Origin of the sequence: Acinetobacter sp. SK-43, from assembly GCF_015351505.1 — a bacterium.
In the GTDB taxonomy this organism is placed as follows: domain Bacteria; phylum Pseudomonadota; class Gammaproteobacteria; order Pseudomonadales; family Moraxellaceae; genus Acinetobacter; species Acinetobacter junii.
On the sequence record NZ_JADKPY010000004.1, the window covers coordinates 1 to 21,708 of the forward strand.

The window sequence follows — 21,708 nt, forward strand, 5'->3', positions numbered from 1 at the left end:
TTTTTTTATTTAAAGCAAACTATGGGACAGTAGTGGCGTAACGCTCCTTTTTATTTAAAACGGGATTCGTTTATATCGACGATATTCAGGTTGCCAGAAAGATTCTTCTATTTTTTGTTGCAACAAATCATCACTGATCGTTACCGCAACACCATCCTGAATCGCAGCTTTCGCCACCTCAAAAGCAATCACTTTAGACACAGCCTGAATCTCACCTAATGGAGGTAATAAGTCTGCTTGAGCATCTGCTAATAAAGGAGAGCAATCAGCCAATGCACGACTTGAAGCCATCAACATATTTTCAGTGATTCGAGTAGCTGCACAAGCGACTACACCCAAACCAATACCTGGGAAGATATAAGAATTATTGCACTGAGCAATATTGTATAGTTGACCATGATAATTCACAGGTGCAAATGGACTTCCCGTTGCAATCAACGCACGCCCTTCAGTCCACTCGATTATATCTGCAGGTGCTGCTTCGACACGAGAAGTTGGGTTTGATAAAGGCATGACTATAGGACGTTCGCAATGTGCCGCCATGGTATGAATAATTTCTTCAGTGAATAAGCCTGGTTGCCCCGAGACACCAATCAATACGGTCGGTTTGACATTCTGCACAACATCTAACAAAGAAATAATATCTTCAACTTTCGCCCACTGCTCGATGACTTCCGCCTTTTGCGCTAACTTACGCTGGAAATCTAACAAGTTCGGCTGATTTTCAGTGATTAAACCAAAACGATCAACCATATATACACGCGCACGTGCTTCAGCATCCGTCAAACCTTCTGCCATCATTTGGGCTATGATTTGTTCAGCAATACCACAACCTGCTGAGCCTGCCCCCAAAAAGGCAATCGTTTGATCTTTTAATTGTTTTCCTGCTGCTCGACTCGCTGCAATTAAACTTCCAACCGAAACGGCCGCAGTACCTTGGATATCATCATTGAAACAACAAATCTTATCGCGGTATTTTTGCAATAACGGCATGGCATTCTTCTGAGCAAAATCTTCAAACTGAATCAAAGCTTTTGGCCAACGTCGTTTAACCGCATTGATCACATGATCAATGAATTCATAATACTCGTCGCCATTGATACGAGGCTGACGCCACCCCATATAAATCGGATCATTTAATAGTTGCTGATTATTGGTCCCAACATCAATCGTAATCGGCAAAGTATAGGCTGGGCTAATTCCGCCACAAGCAGTGTATAAAGACAGCTTCCCAATCGGGATACCCATCCCGCCAATTCCTTGGTCGCCTAATCCCAAGATACGCTCACCATCGGTAATCACGATCACTTTTACATTGTTTTTATTCACATTTTGTAAAATATCATCAATAAATTCACGATCAGGATATGAGATAAAAACACCACGATGACGGCGGTAAATATCTGAGAAACGCTGACATGCCTCTCCAACAGTTGGTGTATAAATAATCGGCATCATTTCTTCTAAATGATGTTCGATGAGGTGATAAAACAAGGTTTCATTGGTGTCTTGAATATTGCGTAAATAGATATGCTTATTGATATCATCACTAAACGCGCAATATTGCTGATATGAACGCTGACTCTGTTCTTCAATAGTTTCAATAATATGTGGAAGTAAACCGTGCAAATTAAAGTTGGTTCGTTCTTCTTGAGTGAACGCCGAACCTTTATTTAAAAGTGGTAATTCTAGGAGGGTATAACCTGCATATGGGATGTAAAGAGGGTGTTTACTTGGATTTCCTGTTGTCATTGCCTATCTCATTTTCCAGCTTAGAGCACAAAAGTCTCGTAAAGATCACTTCATGCTCGTGGTGTCTAATAGCTTAAGGCTATTTCGTATAAAAATGACATTTTAAACAGTGATACAGTTCAGGCTTAGTATTCAATAGCGACATACAAGAGATATTTTATAATATTTTCATACAATTATAATTATGTTGTGATAATTCATAGTTATCAATAAATCTTATGCACATAAATTTTGATGTTATCAACCATTTCATAATTAAATAATATAAAACTCTTGTACACTTGATCCAAACCACATTCATTCAAATCAGAAATTACCAATCAAACTAAAAGTTGAGATTCAATGAACCTCTCATTCACACAGGTCATTACTTAACTAAAATTATTCACTCAGCCGCCAAATGTCTCCCCTAACAGGGGCGAAATTTGCTATATTTAGCGTTTTTCCGCGACATTTATTTCGGTAACTATGAATACGGCAATACAATCAGCTCTTGATCATGCGGTGCAATCCCTTCAACAACAAGGGGTACTTCCTTCAGATTGGACAAACACGAGCCATTTAACCCGTACCAAAGACCGAAGTCACGGTGACTTTGCTTCGAATATTGCGATGATTGGATCAAAAGCTGCGGGTATGAAACCTCGTGATCTTGCTGAAAAAATCCTAGCAGCACTTCCAGAAGTTGCTGATATTAGTAAAGCAGAAATTGCTGGTCCAGGATTCATTAACTTCTTTTTAAATGCTGATCAACGCTTTGCTGTGCTCGACCAAATTCAAGTACAGAAAGATCAATATGGTCGTAGCCAAGTGAACGCTGCGAAAAAAATCCAAGTTGAGTTTGTATCAGCGAACCCTACTTCTAGCCTACATGTTGGGCATGGTCGTGGCGCTGCTTACGGTATGACTGTTGCAAACTTATTAGAAGCAACAGGCGCTAAAGTTGATCGCGAATACTATGTAAATGATGCTGGTCGTCAAATGGATATTTTGGCGACTTCTACTTATTTGCGCTATTTAGAGTTAACAGGTCAAACTCTTGTTTTCCCTAAGAATGCCTACCAAGGCGACTACGTGAAAGAAATCGCACAAAGCATCATTGATCAAGATGGCGATGCACACGTTCGTCCAGTTGCAGATATCTACAAAGATGTACCAGAAGACGTTCAATATGCAGAAGAATTAGACGCTGATGGCAACAAAGTTGTGCTCTCTGGGGATAAAGAAAAACATATTGATGGTTTAATTGCGAATTCTCAAAAGCATTTAGGTGAAGGCTATCGCGTTTTCCACCAAGCGGCTTTGCATGCCATTTTAGATGATATTAAAGACGACCTTGCAGACTTTGGTGTGACCTTTGATCAATGGTTTAGTGAAGCATCATTGGCTGATAAAATTGATGAAGCACTTGCAACGCTTGATCAGCGTGGTTTCCTCTACGAAAAAGATGGGAATATCTGGTTTAAATCAACCGAATTCGGCGATGAAAAAGACCGTGTTGTTAAACGTCGTAATGGTCAAACCACCTATTTTGCGTCTGACATTGCTTATCATTTGAATAAATTACAACGTGGTTATACTGACTTAATTGATATTTGGGGTTCAGACCATCATGGTTATATCTCACGTGTCAAAGCAGCAATTGACGCGATGGGCTATAACTCGAAGAAATTGACTGTACTTTTAGTTCAGTTCGTGAGTTTGTGGCGTGGCGGTGAGATGGTACAAATGTCATCTCGTTCAGGTCAGTTCGTCACATTGCGTGATCTACGTAAAGAAGTTGGTAATGATGCGGCACGCTTCTATTACGTGATGCGTAAATCTGAGCAACACATTGATTTTGACTTAGACCTCGCAGTTTCGCAAAGCAAAGACAATGCGGTGTATTACATCCAATATGCGCATGCGCGTGTAAACAGTATTGTCAATCGTGCTAAAGAAAAAGGCATTGTATTTGACGCTACGAATGCACGACAGTTTGCTGATCTATTAACCTTAGAGACAGAAACAGAAATCCTTGCAAAATTAGCAGCTTATCCTGAAATTGTTATACGAGCTGCAAATGTTTGCGAACCACATCAAATTGGTAACTATCTCAAAGATTTGGCTGCACTATTCCATGGTTGGTATGCACAAGATGGTGTGAAATTTGTAGATGAAACAAATACCTCATTGTCTCAAGCACGCTTACTGCTCTCAACGAATGTACAGCAAGTGTTACGTAATGGTTTAGAGTTATTGGGCGTATCTGCACCAGACTCAATGTAATCTAAACAACGTTATAATTAATAGATGCAAGCAAAGTTCGCTTTGCTTGCTTTATTATTTATATCGTTTAAGTTTAAGAAATGAGAGATTCATATTCACTTTACAGAAAAAAACACTATCTTAGGTTTTATCTGATAAATAATAAGGTGAATAACGCATTATTTTTGAACATAATGCTTTGTTTATTCAATGATTCACGTTACAAATAACATAATAGGATCAAGAGGAATTTCAGGTGTTTGGAAAAACGCAACGTGGTGTATCTGAACGACCAAATAAACCCAAAAAACCACTCATACCCAAGTGGCTCGGTATGCTTGTAGCCATTTTGGCGATTCTATGTGTTGCGGTTATGTTGATGCTATGGAAACCATGGCAACCTGTACCTGCTAAAAACCAGGTGACATCAGAGCATTATCAAGAAGAAGATACTAACAAAGACTATCGCTTCTATGATCTGCTCCCTCAACAACAAGTCACGCCAATTCCTGAACAAGCTGTTCCTGAAACCAAACAGCAAGGTAATGTCGTGATTATTGAATCCCCAGCCGCAGAGACGACAAACGCTGATGCGTCAGGAGGAATTACGCCAAGTGAGCAAACAGCTCCTGCTCAAGCCACTTATATTTTACAAGTGAGAAGCTATCCAGATCCTGATAGTGCCGATGCACGACGTGCCGAAATTATTTTGAATGGTTTATCGGCAGATGTAGTCAAAACTGTTGAGAATGGTCAAACATGGTATCGTGTTTTTTCAGGACCATACGATAGCCAAGATGCCGCTTTAGCAGCACAACAAACACTTCAAAATAGTGGTATTGATTCGATTGTCATCAAACGTTGATCGGCAAAATATCAAATAAAAAAGGAACGCTTGATCGTTCCTTTTTTATTTAAAGCAAGATGATTTGAACTAGCCACACTCAGATTCTAAACTTTTCTGTTCAGCACGTTGAAATGCTGCGCGCTCTTGTATTCGCTGTACAAAGGCTTGAATATTTGGGTATTTCCCATGTAGACGTTTTTGTAACGCAATCAATGGGAACGCCATTTGAATATCAGCAAATGAAAACTCACCTGCAAAATAATCATGCTCAGACAGATATTGTTCTAAATACAGAATATGTTCTTTTACACGAGGACGAATAAAACCACCTTTTACGCCATCTGTGATTTTCTCAGCAATTGGACGAATCATCCATGGTACATGCTTACTAACATTGTTCATGACTAAAGTCATCACCAAAAGCGGCATCAAAGAACCTTCTGCATAATGCATCCAATAGTCATATTGTCTTTGATCTTTCGCTTGTTGGGGTTTGAACTGCTGAAGTCGATCATATTGTTGCTGCAAATAATCCAAAATCACTGCCGATTCAACAATCACATCACCATCATCTACCAAGATAGGTGCTTTGCCGAGAGGATGTATGTTTTTAAGGATTTCTGGTGCTGCGTAACTGGCTGACCTTTGATAAAACTCTACTTGGTAGTCCACACCAAGCTCCTCTAATGCCCACAGTATTCGAAACGAACGGGAGCATTGCAGATAATGTAAGGTAATCATTTTGTGTGCCTGCTTGTGCTACGCAACTGTTGTTTTTTATCCCTCTAACAGTTGCGTTTAGAATTATGTTTTGCCCAAGCACAATAGCACTAAAGCCTTAAAGAATCACGGTCTGAATGTCTAAACTGCGTAACAAAGTTTTAGTGACAGGTGTCTTGCTACAGACATTGAGAAGTTTTTCTTTTAGCTCTGGTGAAACAGGTTGCTTAAAGGTGACACGACGTTCAATTCGCTCCTGTTGTTCCCGATTAGTATGAAAATCCACCTCAACCGTAAACTCACCTAAGTCTATTTCTTTATGTTGAGCATACATGCGCAAGGTGATCATGGTACATGATGCTAGGCTAGCTGTAAGAAAATCATATGGTGCGGGACCTGTGTCATGTCCACCGAAAGATTCAGGCTTATCTGTCAAAAATTGATGCGTTCCACTAGCCACTTCCCCTTTCCACGGTTCAGGTAAAGTTAGAACTTTTGCACTTGCGATAACACTCATTTTGAAGCCCTCATTTGATCAGGTAGCGTTGGTGCTTCCAAGCGTTTGCCTTGATAATCTGGAATCTCACCAAAGCGTGCATCATGGTTAATCCAGTCTTCACGTGCTTGCTCCAAGTCTTCCATCGTACGTCCTACGAAGTTCCACCACAACAAAATAGGTGATTCAAAAGGTTCACCGCCAATGAGAAGCACTCGATTACCAGATTTGATTTCAACTTCGATTTCCGTCAAACCTGTTTTTAAAACCACCATATTATCAGCAGTTAATTCATGTCCGTTCACACGAGCTTTGCCATCAAGCACCATGAAAGCATATTCAAATGCTGGATTGAGTGGTATACGCGTTTTAGTATCCGCTTGAGCTGTTAGATCAACACCAACTAAAGGTGTATGTACTTGAACTGGAGAAAGAGTATTGAGGAAGTCACCGACTAAAACTGTAAATTCAACTTGATCTTTAACCACAACAGGCAGTTCTGGGTAATGCTCAAAGTTAGGCTCCATATTGCGCTTGTTATCAGGAAGTGCAATCCACAACTGCGCAGCATGCATTTGGGTTTCAGTATCAGGCGCGACCTCTGTATGAGAAATACCACGTCCAGCTGTCATTAAGTTTACTTGTTTTGGACGAATAAGCTGTTTTGAACCCAAGCTATCGGTATGCATCATGGTGCCTTCAATCATCCATGTAAAGGTTTGCAAACCAATATGAGGATGTGGCCCAACATCTAACCCATCTCCAGCTGGAAAGCTGACTGGCCCTGCATGATCTAGAAAGCACCAAGCACCAACTAAACGTTTATGACGACTCGGCAAGGCGCGCTTGATAACCGTTCCCTTGCCAATCGTCGCTGAACGAATGGTAAATTCTTGAAGCAAGCTATCAACAATTTTTTCACAATCTTCTGAATAAGAAAGTTCGCCATCTTGTGTATTGGTCATTTTTAATTTTCCTATATTTCATATATTTAATTTGGTTAGATGGTTTCTTCCAACGAAATCCCGATCAAAAATTAGAGATAAAACCTTAGATTTTACCCATGTGTAAAAAACCATTTTGATACAATCTGCACTGCATTGCCGTATGACTTTGGGGTTTCTTTCAGATAATATAATCAGAAGATACACAAAAGAAAAAGAGCGATTTTGCCCAGCAAATTTCTATAAAAAAACAGATGCTGTTGTACTTACTTATAACTTTAAGTGAATTATTTCTTCATACAACAGCGTCAATAGTGTGGAGCAGCCTATGAATAACGGGGGAGGCAGGCACACCATATTGGGGCGTGAAGAAGGCTTTGTTTCACAAGTCAGCCATCATGATACTCAACGCGTGCCTGTAGATAGTTTTATATTACCATCGCAACTTTGTGATCCCCACAATCGCGATGCAATTGCCAATGCCTTACAAGAAGATGACGCCCAGATTCCAGAAAAATTTAAACCGTGCTATTACAACTATCAGAATGTTCATCATCGTTTTTATTTGAAACAAATCAATTTATTAGGTCAACTTTGTTTCCTTTTTTATTTTTTTGCGGATTGGTTTTTATTACCGGATATCAGCTTTATTTCAGGTCTCAGCCGTGTGGTCGCAGTACTTGGCTTTGTAATTCTTAATATGTTGATGTTCAAATATTGCAAAAATATTGTCATTCTTGATCTATTACTCCCTATTTCTAGTGCGTGTGGTGCGGCCATTTGGTTTTGGTTGCTCAGTCAATCCCATAGTCCGAACGTCAATCAATATCAATATGCTTCCGTGATTTTTTTACTATTGGGTTGTCTATCCATTCACGTTCGATTCCGTCCCGCTGTTCTCACTGCCTTGTTGATTAGCATGGTGATTATTGGTGGTATCCTGTCTATCAACAACAACCAGCAAGTTATTATTTTCCTATTGGTTTATATTCCGATTTTGTTTTTTAGTTTATACGTGAGCTGGAATAACACCTTAAATGCGCGGCGTGCATTTTTACGTTCTATGCTGGAGGAATGGGATCGACACCTGCTGCGTGAACTTGCCCATACAGATGAACTCACCCAGCTGAGTAATCGTCGCCAATTTGAGTTGATTGCAGATAAGATGATTCATGCTTGGCCGCCGTATCAATCCATCTGTCTACTGATGTTTGATGTGGATTATTTTAAAAGAATTAATGACAGTTATGGCCATGATATTGGCGATCAGGTATTGCAAAAAATTGCCGAACTTGCACGCAAGGAAATGCGCCGTGCCGATGTTCTCGCGCGTTTTGGAGGCGAAGAATTTGTTGCCTTGCTTCCCGAAACGACACTGGAAGATGCCGTTATGATTGCAGGGCGTCTAAGAAAAAATATCGAGTCTCACCCTGTCTGTATTGGAAATGATATCAAAATTAGTTTCACCGTTTCGGTTGGTGTGTCAAAACTAAATTCAGACAATATCAATTTACATTCACTGATCAAAGAAGCAGATATTGCGCTTTATCGTGCAAAGCAAAACGGACGCAACCAAGTGGCCAGTTTTGACCTTCCGACTATCTAGATCGGTCTAAACTATAAAAAAGAACGCAATTGCGTCCTTTTTCGGCGTAAAACTGGCAAGCAGCTTCGTTTGGTTTAAAGCGTTGCTTTAAACACGCACTCATGCTTGAAATCCCAGTTTTACTCCCATTCAATTGTCGCAGGGGGTTTAGAAGACACATCATAAACAACGCGTGAAACATCTTTGATTTCATTCATGATACGCGTAGAGATTTTATCAACCAACTCGTATGGCAAGTGAGCGAAACGCGCTGTCATAAAGTCAACAGTCTCAACCGCACGAAGTGCAATCACCCATGCATAACGGCGACCGTCACCCACAACACCCACTGATTTCACAGGTTGGAATACCGCAAATGCTTGGGCAGTTTTGTCATACCAACCACTCGCACGAAGTTCTTGCATAAAGATGTCATCAGCAAGACGTAGAATATCTGCATATTCTTTTTTCACTTCACCCAAAATACGCACGCCCAAACCTGGACCCGGGAATGGATGACGATAAATCATGCTATGAGGTAAACCTAAAGTTGTACCTAATTTACGTACTTCATCTTTGAATAAGTCACGTAATGGCTCAACAAGATCAAAAGCTAAATCTTCTGGTAAACCACCTACGTTGTGGTGTGATTTGATGACGTGTGCTTTACCTTGTTTGCTTGCAGCAGATTCGATTACGTCAGGATAAATCGTACCTTGTGCCAAGAATTTTACGCCATCAAGTTTACGAGCTTCTTCTGCGAATACTTCGATAAACTCACGACCAATGATTTTACGTTTTTTCTCAGGATCAACTTCACCCGCTAACGCAGTCAAGAAACGCTCTTCTGCATCTGCACGGATCACACGAATACCCATGTTCTCTGCGAACATCTGCATAACTTGATCACCTTCGTTTAAACGAAGTAAACCATTATCTACAAATACACACGTTAACTGATCGCCAATCGCTTTATGCAACAATGCTGCGACTACAGATGAATCAACACCACCTGATAAACCTAAAAGAACTTTTTCATCGCCGATTTGTTTACGTAATTGTTCTACACGTAAATCAATGATGTGCTCAGGTGTCCAAAGACCACGACAACCACAAATTTTATGAACAAAGTTAGAAAGTAATTCTTCACCTTTCGCAGTGTGAGTCACTTCAGGGTGGAATTGAACGCCATAGAAACGACGTGTTTCATCACTTACAGCAGCAAAAGGACAGCTTGGTGTGCTTGCAGTAACTTGGAAACCTTCAGGAATCGCGCTTACTTTATCACCATGACTCATCCAAACATGCAGCTGGTTCTCACGATCTTGCAAGTTACCAATTAACTGGTCACGTACCAAGATATCAACTTCTGCATAACCAAATTCGTGAACTGTACCTGGCTCTACCTTTCCACCAAGTTGTTCCGACATGGTTTGTAAACCATAACAAATACCCAAAACTGGCACGCCTAATTCAAACACGATTTGAGGTGCTCGTGGGCTACCCTCTTCATGTACACTCTCAGGGCCACCTGACAAAATAATCCCGTTTGGATTAAATGCACGAATATCTTCTTCAGACATGTCAAATGCATACATTTCTGAATAGACACCCGCTTCACGTACACGACGTGCAATCAGCTGGCTATATTGAGAGCCGAAATCCAAAATAAGGATACGATCTTCAGTAATTTGAGTATTGGTCGTCATGGGATAATCATAAAGGCAAATGAATTAAGCGCCACATTCTAACATTTTTCACGCTTTGGCGCATCGCAATTCATCATCTATCTTATTTTTTAGCTTTACTTGCTAATCCCTGCTGAAATTTAAACTAAAATTTCACAACTTTTTGCCTATTTTAGAGAGTTAAATCAACAATTCTTGCCAATTCTGCTCAACACAAAGCAAAAATTGGTGCTAAGATGATGAACTGAAAAAAGCATTACCATGGAAAGGTATTCAATAGATCTCATCGTTTCCTTTTTATGTGAATGCGATGTCCTTGATAAAAGGAAAAATTAAAAGAATCTAAAGATATTGGTGTACCACCAATGTCCTAAAACATTTCATTATCATCTATGGCTTGTCTTGTCATAAGGCAACAATTAGGACTTGAAGGACCAATACAATAATGTTTCAAGAAATGATTGCAGATTTTCAACAGAATTTCTGGTTATATATTTCAATCCCTTTTATTAGTGGCATTATTGGCTATGTAACAAAAGTGATTGCGATTCAAATGATGTTCTCACCACTTGAGTTTAAGGGGTTAAGATTATTTGGTCTTCCTATTGGCTGGCAAGGTATCGTTCCTCGCAAAGCTGAAAAAATGGCAACCACTGCCGTTGAATTGATGACCTCAAAACTGATCAAACCTGAAGAAATATTTGCACGACTCGATCCGAAACGCATCGCAAAAGAAATTGAAAAACCGCTCATGGCAGCCGCTGAAGACATCACTCGTGAAGTTGCTCAGCAATACCAACCTGGTTTATGGGAAGGGATGCCAGAGTTTGCTCGTCAAAAACTGATCAAACGTGTCCAAACCAAAGCACCTGAAATCGTTGAACATATCATGAGTGAAGTACAGCGTGATGTGTCTAAGTACTTCGATATCAAGCACATGGTGGTCAACAACCTACTCAAAGATAAACGCCTCCTCAATGAAATCTTTAAAAAAGTCGGCAAACAAGAATTTAAATTCTTTAGTAATGTCGGCTTTATTTTTGGATTCGCGATTGGTGTCGTACAAATGCTTTGTTGGATTGTGACACAAGGAAAATATCCTTGGATGCTTCCAATGTTTGGTGGTTTTGTCGGTTTCTTTAGTGACTGGATCGCATTACAAATGATGTTTAGACCTTTGTACCCGAAAAAAATCATGGGTTACACATGGCAAGGACTATTCATTAAACGTCAAAATGAAGTGGCTGCGGACTACGCTGCATTAATCTCGAAACAGTTACTCACCTCTCGTAACATGATGGAAGAGCTTTTTTCAGGGACTCACTCAGACAAGGTAATTGAACTGGTCAGCCGCCATGTAAAACAAGAAATTGATTTACAGGCAGGTATTGTTCGCCCATTGGTGGTGTACGCGATTGGCGGCGAGAAGTATCAAAGCCTGAAAGCTGAAGTTGCTGAGCGTATTTTAAAACAGCTGCCAGATACGATGCGTTATGTTGAATCTTATGCTGAAGATGCAATGAATGTTCGTAATACCTTAGTTGATCGTATGCAACGCCTCAGCCCTGAAGAATTTGAAGGTATGTTACGTCCAGCATTCAAAGAAGATGAATGGTCATTGATTATCGTCGGTGCTGTGCTCGGTTTCCTCGTCGGGGAAATGCAAATCCATTTTATGCTCTAAGATTTTTATCAAATTTAAAAGGAAGCTAAGGCTTCCTTTTTTTATTAATGTCCGTATTTCTCAATTTTGATTACTTCGATATCCGTAGGTTTATATCGATGTGTATCAACCTCACCGATTAAACGTACAGAATCACCAACACTTAAACGTGCTTGCTGCCATAAATCATCATCAATTTCTACAACAATGCTTCCACTATGATCTTGAAATTCATAATCATCACTGTGTAAATGTTTGCTAATTTTTCCTGTGAGCGTCACACCAGTTTCATCTGCGTATTTGACGATATCCCTCACCAGCACACTATTTTGAGCTGCTTCTTTCAACAGTACAGCATCTTGTTTCCCAGCCCATGCGTGGCTTGCAGCTATTGATAAAAGACCGATCATTAAACCTATGCTTATTGTTCTCATTGATTCATTCCAAACAATTTAATCCTTTAATATTCAAACAAATTTCGATAAACAGTGAGATCATTTTTTGTAATAAACGGTAAATTCAAAGGATGTAAAAAAGCCCCATCAAAAGTGGGGCTTTTTTGAAACTGATTGTTTATTTTTCAATTGCGTGATCTAAACTCAGACGACCTGCACCATAAAGCATTAAGTAAAATAATCCGCCTGCCATTGCTAGGTTTTTCATAAAGTTGATCTGTTGCATTTGATCATCTGTCCCATGGAAGATGAATGCAGTAATAATACTAAATACCCCCAAACCCAAAGCAGCTAAACGAGCTTGGAAACCAAATAACAGAGCTAAACCACCACCAAACTCAACCAAGATTGTGATCGGTAATAATGCCGCTGGAACTCCCATCGACTCCATATAGCCTGCTGTAGCACCATATGCGGTCAATTTACCCCATCCAGCAATAATGAAGATATAGGCCATTAAAATACGAGCAATTAAAGTCACTGTATTTTCTACGCCAGATTGCGTTACGATATTTTTTACAACGACATTAGGGTTAAACATAATCAATTCCACTCTGTTTGTTTTTTAACTTAACACCAGTTTATGTATCTTCCTATTTGCAATAAACATCATATTTATTAATACATCGTTCCATTTTAAGAACAATAGTGACTAATTTAACAGCAATTCGTTATGCTTTGCATCATTAAGTAAAGTTACTAATTAATTTGCTTTTCTTACTGACATTAGACAGACGCACTGCTAGGATTTAGCTCAAATTTATAGTGTTAAAGCCTTCATGGAACTCATTGATTTTATTCTGCACGTTGACGAACACCTTTTAGAGTTTATTAAGAATTATGGTGTCTGGATTTATGCCATTCTCTTTTTGATTATTTTTGTCGAAACGGGTTTAGTGGTGATGCCATTTCTGCCAGGCGATAGTTTGTTATTCGCGGCAGGTGCGCTAGCAGCATCAACTGGTGCAATGGATCCTTGGGTTCTCGGTGTCTTGTTGTTTATCGCTGCAGTTCTTGGTGACACTGTCAATTATCATATCGGACGTTACATAGGTCCTCGTGTATTTGAAATGAACTTGCGTTTCATCAATAAACAGCACTTGTTTAAGACTCAAGAATTTTTTGAGCGTCATGGTGGAAAAACCATTATCTTCGCACGTTTTGTGCCATTTGCACGTACCTTCGCGCCATTTGTAGCTGGTACAGGCAGCATGAATTATAAATACTTCCTGACCTATAACGTGGTGGGGGCATTCTGTTGGATCGCATCATTCATTACTTTGGGTTATTTATTTGGAAATATGCCAATCGTGAAAGATAATTTTACGCACTTAATTTTCGGTATCATTATTATCAGTATCTTACCAGGTGTAATTGGTTTTCTACGTCAGAAAATGCAAAGCATTAAAGCAAAATAATGCTCTGCCCCATTGATTAAAAGAAACGAAAAATCATTGGTAAGGTACAAATAATCAATAACATAGCCGATCCTTTATACAAATGGTCGGCTTTGATTCCTACCAAACTACCAGCCAATAATGCACGCCCAAAGATCATCCAAAAAATTGATACGGGTATTAACACTAAGCTAAACACAGCGAAAACCAATAATGCATTTTCAACTGAGTCCCATGTTTCTCTTGGGAAAATTCCTGCTGCCAATAACAATGTTTTAGGATTCTTTAGACTTGAAACAAATAGTCGAGGAGTTTTAATTTGTTGATGATGCTGATTATATTTTTGAAGATGTGAACTTTTCCATAAATGAAATGCTAGCCATAAAACATAGGCAACACTACAAACATGCAAAATGATGATTAAAGCAGGCCAAATTGGGTCAAAAAGATGGATAAATAACGCCCACAATCCAATCCCATAGATATAACCTAGCCACTCTACAGGTATATATGACAACGTTTTCAGCACGCCTTGTTGATGTGTTGAACTGGCTAATAAAGCATTCGTCGGCCCTGGAATGAGTAACACTGCGATCATCGCCAAAACAAAAAACCAACTCTCAATCATATAGATACCAACTGACTCAACATGCTCGCCACCTTATACGAAATTCGCTGCGACAAACAAGTTTTATGGGAAAAATGAACAATTTGAAATGAAGAAAATTGAAGATAAAATCAATTAAAGCATTGTTATATATATTTTTTAATGAAACATTTTGCTAAACTTTAATTGAGCATCACCAGCATAAACACCAGTGATGCACATATGAAGATTAAGAATTTGCACGCTGTTTGACAATAATTGGGCAACCTTTAAACTTAGCAGCCTGAACAATTGCATCTTGTTGACCCAGTACATTCGCAAGCTCAGTATTTTTGGTGTTCATCGACTGCCCCATATTGACTGAGATCGAAGGCCCAAAGCCCCAACCGCCTTTACCCCAGCCACCGCCAAGTCCAACTCCCACCTCTACGCCTGTACGCTTTGGTGTTTGTACACCATTATCGATGTAATGCTGAATACGATTGTATTCTGCTTGTAGTTGCTGACAGTTTAATGACTGATATTGCGTTGGAGATACATAAGCAGGTTTAACCGTCGATGCACATGCACCGAGAAATAAGGTTGTTGCCAAAACTGGCAACCAATATAAACGCTTCATAAGCTTCTCTTATTTTTTTGCTTCAATCTCATTGAATAAAGTGACATAAGCAAGCGTCAATTTATGTTCAGCTGCGAGATGAACCAAAGGTAAATTCTTCTGATGTGATTCTTTCATCAAAACTGATGGCGGCAGCATACTTTCAAGTACAGGCAAACCATCATCTTTCAATTGTTGAACCACTTCACGTGGTAATTTTGCTTGAGCTTGATATTGATTGACCACAATACCTTCAATCTCTAAGCGATCATTATGATCATCTTGGGTTTCGATCACATTTTCAATCAAAGTTTGTAACGCACGTTTAGAGAAAACATCACAATCAAATGGAATTAATACACGATCTGCTGCAATTAATGCGGATAAAGTAAAGAAATTGAATGCAGGTGGTGTATCAATAAAAATACGATCATAACGTGCACTAAGCGATTGAATTGAATCACGTAATTTATAAATTTTATGTTTGCTTTCTAATGCGTGTTCTAATGAACCTAGACTTGGGCTGGCAGGAATGACATCTAAATTTTCAAATGACGAACGATGTACATAACTTTCGAGCCCTTTACCACGTGGGGCTTTCAAAATAGAACCAATTGCATTACCAATCAGTCCTTTTTGTTGTGTTGTACCTAAGACATCTTCAAAGAAGTTCTCAATGTTTGGCTCTAATGCTGTTTTATCAGCAGAATATGTCGCATCTTCACCCAAAAGGTATTGGCTCGAATTTGCCTGTGGATCAAGATCAATAACTAAGGTTCTTAGACCTTGTTTAGCACTGATTGCTGCCAAATTGACTGTGATACTTGATTTTCCCACACCACCTTTTTGGTTAAATACCACACGAGTTAACATGATTTCCCTCTACAAGATTTTTTGTAAACTGCACGCAGTTTAACCTAGTGCTAAAACAATTACTAAAACAATGTCAAACAATCATGCAAAAACTGGCTTGATCATAACTAAGCCCAGAATACCCACTAAGGCCACAGTTCCGATCAATAAACCAGCACGACGTTGAACCAAAAGCACCGTATCATCTTTTTTATACATTTTGATCATCGAAGACCAAAGTACAAAAAATAGGATGACTTTGGCATAGAACCACGGCTCGACTTGGAAGTTCTTCATATAAACCAGCACAGCACCCGTAACAATAATTAAAGTTAACGATAAATGCTGTAACCCTACGATCGCTTTACTTGAACTAGTATTTGGCTGTTGATTATCTCGCAATCCAATAAACAAAGTTGCAGCACGAGCGACAAATACTAGAATGAGCAAACTCACCGCTGACATATGGATAATTTTGGTAATTAAATGCGCGTCCATAGTCGATTCCTAGTTTTTTGGTGCATGGGCACATTCAGGACTTGCTGGTGCTTGTCCTTGCCATTCTGAAGGGATATAAGCATGTATAGCTAAGGCGTGAATTTTCCCAGGACTCATCAGTTCCGCAGCAACTGCATAAATTTTCTGATGACGCTGTACGAGGCGTAAACCTTGAAACTCTTCACTGACCACCACAACTTTAAAATGAGATTCTTTACCTGGAAAGTATCCACCATGACCTGAAGATTCATTGATAACTTCAAGATGAGTAGGGTTTAACGTGTTTAAGCGCTCAATTAACTGTTGTTCTAAGTTCATCATTCACTCTGTAAATCAGATTGAGATAGTGCATTGATTATACATAACTACTTGCATGAGGTCTGTGATGATTTCAGAGATACAAACGCAGAGTATCTGGGCAAAATAGATTAAAACTTCGCCTCTAAAGGTGAGTTTTTCGGTATTTTCAAGATAAATGCTTTTATTTTATGCAATTAAGCAAAAACTTTGCATAAAGTTGTTGACCCTTGTTTTGCTTAATGTATTATAGCTGGCACGCGGGAATAGCTCAGTTGGTAGAGCATAACCTTGCCAAGGTTGGGGTCGCGAGTTCGAGTCTCGTTTCCCGCTCCAGATTGGTTTTTTTAAGTGTAAGTTTTAGTAAAAACTGCTCAATATGCGGGAATAGCTCAGTTGGTAGAGCATAACCTTGCCAAGGTTGGGGTCGCGAGTTCGAGTCTCGTTTCCCGCTCCAAATTTAAAAGGCCCTAGTCGAAAGATTAGGGCTTTTTTCTTGTTGATTTTATTATGTTTTTTTAAAACTCTTCTTCCTTTGTTATTCGATTCAATAAAAAATATTCTTAATATAATTTGTATTTTGTGACCAAGATGTGACCATGGCGTGCCCACGACAATAAAAATGGTCTCAATTGACCTTAAATGTCCTCAATCGATCACCACTTTCAGAGCTTTTTTGAAGGCAAAAAATCACCCTGTTCTCTTCCAAACAAGGTTTTTTTACCAAATGATCAGTAATTTGTGACCATTTCACTTTTTGATGTGACCATTTGTGACCAAACTACTCACTAACAGGTTGTTCTTTATTGTCTTTTTCAAAAACAAATAAATCTCCCACCTGTACATCTAAATAATCGCAAATACGATCGATAGTCTCCAAATCAATTCGAGTCAATTCGCCATTATAAAGCTTATGCAAAGTTGTTTTATTAATGCCTGTACCACGAATTAAGTCAGCTACACGCATTTTTCTTTCAGCCAACAATATTGGTAGCTTACAAATAACCATTAATTTTTCCTCTAATACAATGAAAATTTAATTGCATTTAATTAAATTTGAGGTTATTTTAGGTCTAAGGATGAAAAATTACTTACATCCGATGAATTACGCCAGGAATACAATTATGTCATATACCTATCTCACAGCCCAGCAACTGGCTGAAAAAATCCAGTACGACGCTCGTACCATTCGCAACCAGCTGAAAGACAGTGTCTTTATTGAAGGTGTTCACTACATCCGTCCTTTTGGTGGTCGAAAAATTCTTTTTGTTTGGGAACGCATTGAAACTGAAATGCTTAAATTCACCGGTTTAAGCATGGATGCCTTGCAATAAGGCTTAGGAGGTTTAACTGATGGCTACCATCCGGGAACGAAGTGGCAAACTGATTGCCGACTTTCGCTACATGGGCATTCGTTGTAGAGAGACAACTAATCTTGAAGACAATGCTTATAACCGACGCATTTTGAAAAAACGTCTCGAACAGCTTGAAGCTGAAATTACTTTGGGAACTTTTGAATACGAAAAGTACTTTCCAAAAAGTAACCGTGTTGAGGAGTTTAAGGAAAAAAGAAGTCAGCAAATTGCTGTGCAGACCAAAGTTCCTCTTTTTAAAGAGTTTACTGAATTGTGGTTTAAGCAGAAACAAGTTGAATGGAGAACCTCATACCAGCAAAAGGTTTCAATTGTGATCAAAAACTATTTGATTCCTGCTTTTGGTAATCAGGTTCTCTCCAAAATCAAGAAGTCAGACTTGCTGAACTTCCGTGCCTCTCTCGCCAAAGTGACACACGGAAAAGATCAAACAAGTCTGAAAGCATCGAGGATCAATCAAATCATGACGCCTCTACGCATGATACTCAATGATGCGGCTGAACGATACGAGTTTGAGTCGCCTTATAAAAATATTAACAATCTGAAGGAAAGCAAGATTGAAGTCACACCTTTTTCTTTGGAAGAGGTGCATAAAATTCTTACCACAGTGCGTGAAGACTTCCGCCCTTATTACACCATTCGCTTTTTTACGGGTATGCGTACCAGTGAAATTGATGGTCTGCAATGGAAAAATATCGACTTACAGCGTCGTGAAATCCATATCAGAGAAGCGTTAGTGAATGGTGTGCTTGGTGCAACCAAAACTTATGGTTCTGACCGCACGATCCAGATGAATGACCGCGTTTACCAAGCCTTTCTGCAACAGAAAAGCTTAAATAATGGTAAATCAGAGTTTGTTTTCTGCAATCGTGATGGTGGACCTCTCGATTATCGTCTGGTAAATAAACGTGTCTGGCATCCAATCTTGCGCTTTCTAGGATTGAAGTCTAGAAGAGCCTATCAAACACGTCATACAGCAGCAACTCTTTGGTTGTCGGCAGGAGAAAATCCGGAATGGATCGCACGTCAATTGGGACATTCAACGACTGAAATGCTATTCCGGGTCTATAGCCGTTACATCCCCAATGTTACGCGCCGCGATGGCAGTGCATTTGAAGCCATGCTGGAAAAACTAAATACAGAGGAGCTTGCACATGAATAGTAAAGCTTTCTTTGGTGGTGTGGTCGTCAGCCCTGAAGCAGATATGGTCGCTCGTGAATTAATCCATGAGCTACACATTCCCAAACTGCACAATCTGGCCTTTTTGCTGGAAATCAATAAATGCTTCGATGATCACCAAGCATTAAGACTTTGGCTACAGCGAATGCTGGATGAAGGGCAAGCCCATTACGATGACCTAGCCCAACAGGCCCGTCTCCGGTTAATGAGCTTAGCTCCTTGATCAAATAAATATACAAGGTCATCCAATCGATGACCTTAGCCCCTTTATACCTATAAAAAGGTGAACACATGCATAAAGATATTTCTATTTGGATGCCACTCTATATTGGCGACCTACAAGCGAAATTTGCACGAATGACAGCAGAACAAATTGGTGCGGCACTGCTGTTAATGATGGATTTCTGGAAAAATGGTGCCATTCCTCACGACCTAGCTACTGTATGTAGCATCACGAAATTACCGCAGCACACCAAGGCTAAAACTTTGTTAAATACGCTGATGGCCCTAGAATTGTTTGAAGTCGAGTCTGAGCAGATTCATTCAAATTTCTTAAGCAGTTTAAAAAGCCAAGCATTACAAAATCAGCAAATGAAATCTGATAAAGCTAAAAATGCAGCTCAGGCACGTTGGGGGAAATCCGCTAGTAATGCTCAAGCATCAACCAAGCACCGAAAAGTAAATGCTCAAGCAGCTCCTGAGAAGAGCCCGAGTATTACTCAAGTCATGCTTGAATCATGCCCTTCATCTTCATCTTCATCTTCATCTTCATCTTCATCTTCATCTTCATCTTCAAATTTTGAAGAAAAAAATGAGAGTTTTTTAGAAAATTCAAAGTGGATTTAGGAGATCAGTCATGAATACCATGCTTAAAACACTCCAGTTTCGCGCAGAAACAACGGAAACACTTTGCCCTACCCATCATATACCCCTGATGGAAATTGCAGGTCACAGGCTCTGTAAATTGTGTGCCAAAGAAACCGTCCATCACTCACATGCAGCCTATGAGAATGAACTGCAACAGCGATTGCTACAACAGAAAATTAAAAATTCAGGGCTCAATAAACGCTACCTGGATCGTGGCTTCAAGAATTATGTAGTTGCATGTCCTGCACAAGACAATGCCATCAAACTATGTCAGGCTTTTGCACAGCAGATTATTTCTGACCATTATCCAAACCTACTGCTCATTGGTACACCGGGTACAGGAAAGACTCATCTGAGTGCGTCAATCATTCGCAACATTCTGCATAACAGTACAAAATCTGCACGCTACTATACCAGTACAGAAATTGCTCAAAAAATGATGGATACCTGGTCAGATGCTTCACGCTCTGAAAAGGAAGTCATCGACCATTTCTCCAGTTTTGATTTATTGGTGATAGACGAATATGGCCTACATGACCGGCATGAGAAACGTCTGGAAATGGTACATAAGGTTTTATATAGCCGTTATGATAATATGAAGTCGACGCTGCTCATTTCCAATTTCACAGTCCAAAATATGCAGCGGGATTTAGGTGTAAGATTATGGTCTCGGTTACATGAGAACCATTTGATTGTAGTGCCGTGTTATTGGGATGACCGACGAATAAGCGGATAGCCAAACTCTTTGCTCAAGCCAATTATCTTCCGAGATAATTGGCTTTCTTTCTAAAGATTCAGAACATCTAACCCAGCAGATAACTCTCGGTTTCCACAATCAATATCCTATTAAGTTTGAACTATACATATCATATATTTACAAGATATTTATATAATCCATTTTCAACAGGCTTATTTATTCTAAAATCAATTTTAACAACAGAAACAGGACCAGCATCTGTTTGCATTAAAGTCTCTTGTGCACTACCTTCGATATAACTTAGAAAACCGATAAAATAGAAATCAACACCTTCATCATCATCTTTTTTCACGAATAAAGGTAGCAATGTTCCTTGTTGCTGTGCATTTAAAATCACCTGAACATCAGGACTAGAAATTTTTCTTTTTGATTTAGACATCCACTGAAAATGTTGCGGATCAATGAACTTATCTTCATATTTTGTACTATCAGAAATATCATCTGCTTTATGATAGGTGACAAATATTGGGCAATTTGATTTATCTTTACTAGCTAAATATCCACCCACATTTTGTGGGTTTTGATTTTTTTCCCAATTTAAAATACGGAATACATCTTTACGTCCATATTTTGCATAATAAACAAAACCACGGTTGAATTTAACTATATCAAAATCTTTAAAATATTTACTGATTGCATATTGCACATTATCATTTAAGAATTTTTTAAAAGTAGAGTTTTTAAGAGCTTTCTTTAAATCATTAGAAGCAAAAAAATAAGAATTTCTTATCCCTAGAGAGCTCATTGCCCCATGATCTTTAAAATATTTAGTCGGGTTAAAAACCATATTTAAATTATTAAGTATGGATACCAAATCATCTTTAGAAACACTGATTTGATATCTTTCCTTTACTTCATGTTGGAATGTTTCGACCTCTATTACAT

The 21,708-nt window shown here is 39.1% G+C and carries 24 protein-coding genes and 2 tRNA genes; 12 read left to right on the forward strand and 14 right to left on the reverse strand.

Annotation, left to right across the window (positions count from 1 at the left end; translation table 11 throughout):
* Positions 1-54 precede the first annotated feature (54 nt).
* Positions 55-1,752, reverse strand: a complete 1,698-nt coding sequence (locus tag IRT38_RS02065; protein WP_194596833.1) for an NAD-dependent malic enzyme — start codon at positions 1,750-1,752, stop codon at positions 55-57.
* 468 nt (positions 1,753-2,220) lie between these two features.
* Between IRT38_RS02065 and argS the strand changes: the two genes are divergently transcribed.
* Positions 2,221-4,020 carry an arginine--tRNA ligase gene (gene argS / locus IRT38_RS02070; protein WP_194596835.1) on the forward strand — a complete coding sequence of 600 codons (1,800 nt, stop codon included), beginning with the start codon at positions 2,221-2,223 and terminating at the stop codon, positions 4,018-4,020.
* Between the two features lie 235 nt (positions 4,021-4,255).
* On the forward strand, positions 4,256-4,864 hold the full coding sequence (locus IRT38_RS02075) for an SPOR domain-containing protein (protein ID WP_004905581.1): 609 nt from the start codon (positions 4,256-4,258) through the stop codon (positions 4,862-4,864).
* Between the two features lie 69 nt (positions 4,865-4,933).
* On the opposite strand, the gene IRT38_RS02080 is transcribed toward IRT38_RS02075, so the two are convergent.
* The 3 genes from IRT38_RS02080 to IRT38_RS02090 form a co-directional block, all read right to left on the reverse strand.
* Entirely contained in the window at positions 4,934-5,587 is a 654-nt protein-coding gene (locus tag IRT38_RS02080; protein ID WP_194596837.1) for a glutathione S-transferase family protein, read from the reverse strand.
* 97 nt (positions 5,588-5,684) lie between these two features.
* Positions 5,685-6,083, reverse strand: coding sequence for an OsmC family protein (locus tag IRT38_RS02085; protein WP_194596839.1), 399 nt, complete (start codon positions 6,081-6,083; stop codon positions 5,685-5,687).
* Entirely contained in the window at positions 6,080-7,027 is a 948-nt protein-coding gene (locus tag IRT38_RS02090) for a pirin family protein (RefSeq protein WP_194596840.1), read from the reverse strand. Before IRT38_RS02090 ends, IRT38_RS02085 begins: the two co-directional genes overlap by 4 nt.
* A 307-nt stretch (positions 7,028-7,334) precedes the next feature.
* Between IRT38_RS02090 and IRT38_RS02095 the strand changes: the two genes are divergently transcribed.
* Positions 7,335-8,612, forward strand: coding sequence for a GGDEF domain-containing protein (locus IRT38_RS02095; RefSeq protein ID WP_194596842.1), 1,278 nt, complete (start codon positions 7,335-7,337; stop codon positions 8,610-8,612).
* A 119-nt stretch (positions 8,613-8,731) separates the two neighbouring features.
* On the opposite strand, the gene guaA is transcribed toward IRT38_RS02095, so the two are convergent.
* A complete protein-coding gene (gene guaA, locus IRT38_RS02100; RefSeq protein WP_004905594.1) occupies positions 8,732-10,300 on the reverse strand; it encodes a glutamine-hydrolyzing GMP synthase in 1,569 nt (522 codons plus the stop codon).
* 436 nt (positions 10,301-10,736) lie between these two features.
* Between guaA and IRT38_RS02105 the strand changes: the two genes are divergently transcribed.
* Complete coding sequence (locus IRT38_RS02105; RefSeq protein ID WP_171053841.1) at positions 10,737-11,963, forward strand: DUF445 family protein; 1,227 nt, start codon at positions 10,737-10,739, stop codon at positions 11,961-11,963.
* A 44-nt stretch (positions 11,964-12,007) separates the two neighbouring features.
* Here the strand turns inward: IRT38_RS02105 and IRT38_RS02110 are convergent, their stop codons facing one another.
* Complete coding sequence (locus IRT38_RS02110; protein ID WP_194596844.1) at positions 12,008-12,376, reverse strand: NirD/YgiW/YdeI family stress tolerance protein; 369 nt, start codon at positions 12,374-12,376, stop codon at positions 12,008-12,010.
* Between the two features lie 139 nt (positions 12,377-12,515).
* Positions 12,516-12,938, reverse strand: a complete 423-nt coding sequence (locus IRT38_RS02115) for a DoxX family protein (protein WP_004956589.1) — start codon at positions 12,936-12,938, stop codon at positions 12,516-12,518.
* A gap of 238 nt (positions 12,939-13,176) precedes the next feature.
* On the opposite strand from IRT38_RS02115, the gene IRT38_RS02120 reads away from it, so the two are divergent.
* On the forward strand, positions 13,177-13,815 hold the full coding sequence (locus IRT38_RS02120) for a DedA family protein (protein WP_004905607.1): 639 nt from the start codon (positions 13,177-13,179) through the stop codon (positions 13,813-13,815).
* Between the two features lie 16 nt (positions 13,816-13,831).
* On the opposite strand, the gene IRT38_RS02125 is transcribed toward IRT38_RS02120, so the two are convergent.
* The 5 genes from IRT38_RS02125 to IRT38_RS02145 form a co-directional block, all read right to left on the reverse strand.
* Positions 13,832-14,422: a LysE family translocator gene (locus IRT38_RS02125; protein ID WP_004956591.1), complete on the reverse strand. Its 591-nt coding sequence runs from the start codon at positions 14,420-14,422 to the stop codon at positions 13,832-13,834.
* Positions 14,423-14,630: 208 nt separating this feature from the next.
* Complete coding sequence (locus tag IRT38_RS02130) at positions 14,631-15,020, reverse strand: hypothetical protein (protein ID WP_194596847.1); 390 nt, start codon at positions 15,018-15,020, stop codon at positions 14,631-14,633.
* 9 nt (positions 15,021-15,029) lie between these two features.
* The gene (locus IRT38_RS02135; RefSeq protein ID WP_004905614.1) at positions 15,030-15,872 is read right to left on the reverse strand and encodes a ParA family protein; all 843 of its coding nucleotides are present in this window, start codon (positions 15,870-15,872) and stop codon (positions 15,030-15,032) included.
* 81 nt (positions 15,873-15,953) lie between these two features.
* Complete coding sequence (locus IRT38_RS02140) at positions 15,954-16,349, reverse strand: SirB2 family protein (protein ID WP_004905615.1); 396 nt, start codon at positions 16,347-16,349, stop codon at positions 15,954-15,956.
* A gap of 9 nt (positions 16,350-16,358) precedes the next feature.
* Positions 16,359-16,667, reverse strand: coding sequence for a BolA family protein (locus IRT38_RS02145; protein ID WP_004905618.1), 309 nt, complete (start codon positions 16,665-16,667; stop codon positions 16,359-16,361).
* Between the two features lie 239 nt (positions 16,668-16,906).
* Here IRT38_RS02145 and IRT38_RS02150 point away from each other — a divergent pair.
* Both IRT38_RS02150 and IRT38_RS02155 read left to right on the forward strand, forming a co-directional pair.
* Positions 16,907-16,982: transfer RNA gene (locus IRT38_RS02150), tRNA-Gly, on the forward strand.
* Between the two features lie 45 nt (positions 16,983-17,027).
* A tRNA-Gly gene (locus tag IRT38_RS02155) sits at positions 17,028-17,103 on the forward strand.
* A 324-nt stretch (positions 17,104-17,427) separates the two neighbouring features.
* Here IRT38_RS02155 and IRT38_RS02160 read toward each other — a convergent pair.
* Entirely contained in the window at positions 17,428-17,655 is a 228-nt protein-coding gene (locus IRT38_RS02160; RefSeq protein ID WP_017482406.1) for a helix-turn-helix domain-containing protein, read from the reverse strand.
* A gap of 115 nt (positions 17,656-17,770) precedes the next feature.
* On the opposite strand from IRT38_RS02160, the gene IRT38_RS02165 reads away from it, so the two are divergent.
* From IRT38_RS02165 to IRT38_RS02185, 5 genes are all read left to right on the forward strand, one after another.
* Entirely contained in the window at positions 17,771-17,980 is a 210-nt protein-coding gene (locus IRT38_RS02165) for a hypothetical protein (protein ID WP_000122748.1), read from the forward strand.
* 19 nt (positions 17,981-17,999) lie between these two features.
* The gene (locus IRT38_RS02170; protein ID WP_000201379.1) at positions 18,000-19,181 is read left to right on the forward strand and encodes a site-specific integrase; all 1,182 of its coding nucleotides are present in this window, start codon (positions 18,000-18,002) and stop codon (positions 19,179-19,181) included.
* Positions 19,174-19,422 (forward strand): hypothetical protein, encoded by a 249-nt coding sequence (locus IRT38_RS02175; RefSeq protein ID WP_004905625.1) that lies wholly within the window; start codon positions 19,174-19,176, stop codon positions 19,420-19,422. The genes IRT38_RS02170 and IRT38_RS02175 overlap by 8 nt, the downstream gene beginning before the upstream one ends.
* Positions 19,423-19,490: 68 nt before the next feature.
* Complete coding sequence (locus IRT38_RS02180; RefSeq protein WP_188198198.1) at positions 19,491-20,045, forward strand: DUF1376 domain-containing protein; 555 nt, start codon at positions 19,491-19,493, stop codon at positions 20,043-20,045.
* A 10-nt stretch (positions 20,046-20,055) separates the two neighbouring features.
* On the forward strand, positions 20,056-20,802 hold the full coding sequence (locus tag IRT38_RS02185) for an ATP-binding protein (protein ID WP_108675633.1): 747 nt from the start codon (positions 20,056-20,058) through the stop codon (positions 20,800-20,802).
* Positions 20,803-20,932: 130 nt separating this feature from the next.
* Here IRT38_RS02185 and IRT38_RS02190 read toward each other — a convergent pair.
* Positions 20,933-21,708 (reverse strand): DUF3427 domain-containing protein (locus IRT38_RS02190; RefSeq protein WP_194596849.1); only part of this gene is annotated, 776 nt, incomplete at its 5' end.

Excerpts from the sequence above, each read along its gene's own strand:
- argS (WP_194596835.1), top strand. The coding sequence starts at position 2,221 with ATGAATACGGCAATACAATCAGCTCTTGATCATGCGGTGCAATCCCTT.
- IRT38_RS02125 (WP_004956591.1), bottom strand. The coding sequence starts at position 14,422 with ATGATTGAGAGTTGGTTTTTTGTTTTGGCGATGATCGCAGTGTTACTC.
- IRT38_RS02180 (WP_188198198.1), top strand. The coding sequence starts at position 19,491 with ATGCATAAAGATATTTCTATTTGGATGCCACTCTATATTGGCGACCTA.
- IRT38_RS02080 (WP_194596837.1), bottom strand. The coding sequence starts at position 5,587 with ATGATTACCTTACATTATCTGCAATGCTCCCGTTCGTTTCGAATACTG.
- IRT38_RS02130 (WP_194596847.1), bottom strand. The coding sequence starts at position 15,020 with ATGAAGCGTTTATATTGGTTGCCAGTTTTGGCAACAACCTTATTTCTC.
- IRT38_RS02175 (WP_004905625.1), top strand. The coding sequence starts at position 19,174 with ATGAATAGTAAAGCTTTCTTTGGTGGTGTGGTCGTCAGCCCTGAAGCA.
- IRT38_RS02185 (WP_108675633.1), top strand. The coding sequence starts at position 20,056 with ATGAATACCATGCTTAAAACACTCCAGTTTCGCGCAGAAACAACGGAA.
- IRT38_RS02115 (WP_004956589.1), bottom strand. The coding sequence starts at position 12,938 with ATGTTTAACCCTAATGTCGTTGTAAAAAATATCGTAACGCAATCTGGC.
- IRT38_RS02065 (WP_194596833.1), bottom strand. The coding sequence starts at position 1,752 with ATGACAACAGGAAATCCAAGTAAACACCCTCTTTACATCCCATATGCA.
- IRT38_RS02165 (WP_000122748.1), top strand. The coding sequence starts at position 17,771 with ATGTCATATACCTATCTCACAGCCCAGCAACTGGCTGAAAAAATCCAG.
- IRT38_RS02090 (WP_194596840.1), bottom strand. The coding sequence starts at position 7,027 with ATGACCAATACACAAGATGGCGAACTTTCTTATTCAGAAGATTGTGAA.
- IRT38_RS02170 (WP_000201379.1), top strand. The coding sequence starts at position 18,000 with ATGGCTACCATCCGGGAACGAAGTGGCAAACTGATTGCCGACTTTCGC.
- IRT38_RS02105 (WP_171053841.1), top strand. The coding sequence starts at position 10,737 with ATGATTGCAGATTTTCAACAGAATTTCTGGTTATATATTTCAATCCCT.
- guaA (WP_004905594.1), bottom strand. The coding sequence starts at position 10,300 with ATGACGACCAATACTCAAATTACTGAAGATCGTATCCTTATTTTGGAT.
- IRT38_RS02085 (WP_194596839.1), bottom strand. The coding sequence starts at position 6,083 with ATGAGTGTTATCGCAAGTGCAAAAGTTCTAACTTTACCTGAACCGTGG.
- IRT38_RS02135 (WP_004905614.1), bottom strand. The coding sequence starts at position 15,872 with ATGTTAACTCGTGTGGTATTTAACCAAAAAGGTGGTGTGGGAAAATCA.
- IRT38_RS02120 (WP_004905607.1), top strand. The coding sequence starts at position 13,177 with ATGGAACTCATTGATTTTATTCTGCACGTTGACGAACACCTTTTAGAG.
- IRT38_RS02140 (WP_004905615.1), bottom strand. The coding sequence starts at position 16,349 with ATGGACGCGCATTTAATTACCAAAATTATCCATATGTCAGCGGTGAGT.
- IRT38_RS02145 (WP_004905618.1), bottom strand. The coding sequence starts at position 16,667 with ATGAACTTAGAACAACAGTTAATTGAGCGCTTAAACACGTTAAACCCT.
- IRT38_RS02095 (WP_194596842.1), top strand. The coding sequence starts at position 7,335 with ATGAATAACGGGGGAGGCAGGCACACCATATTGGGGCGTGAAGAAGGC.
- IRT38_RS02160 (WP_017482406.1), bottom strand. The coding sequence starts at position 17,655 with ATGGTTATTTGTAAGCTACCAATATTGTTGGCTGAAAGAAAAATGCGT.
- IRT38_RS02110 (WP_194596844.1), bottom strand. The coding sequence starts at position 12,376 with ATGAGAACAATAAGCATAGGTTTAATGATCGGTCTTTTATCAATAGCT.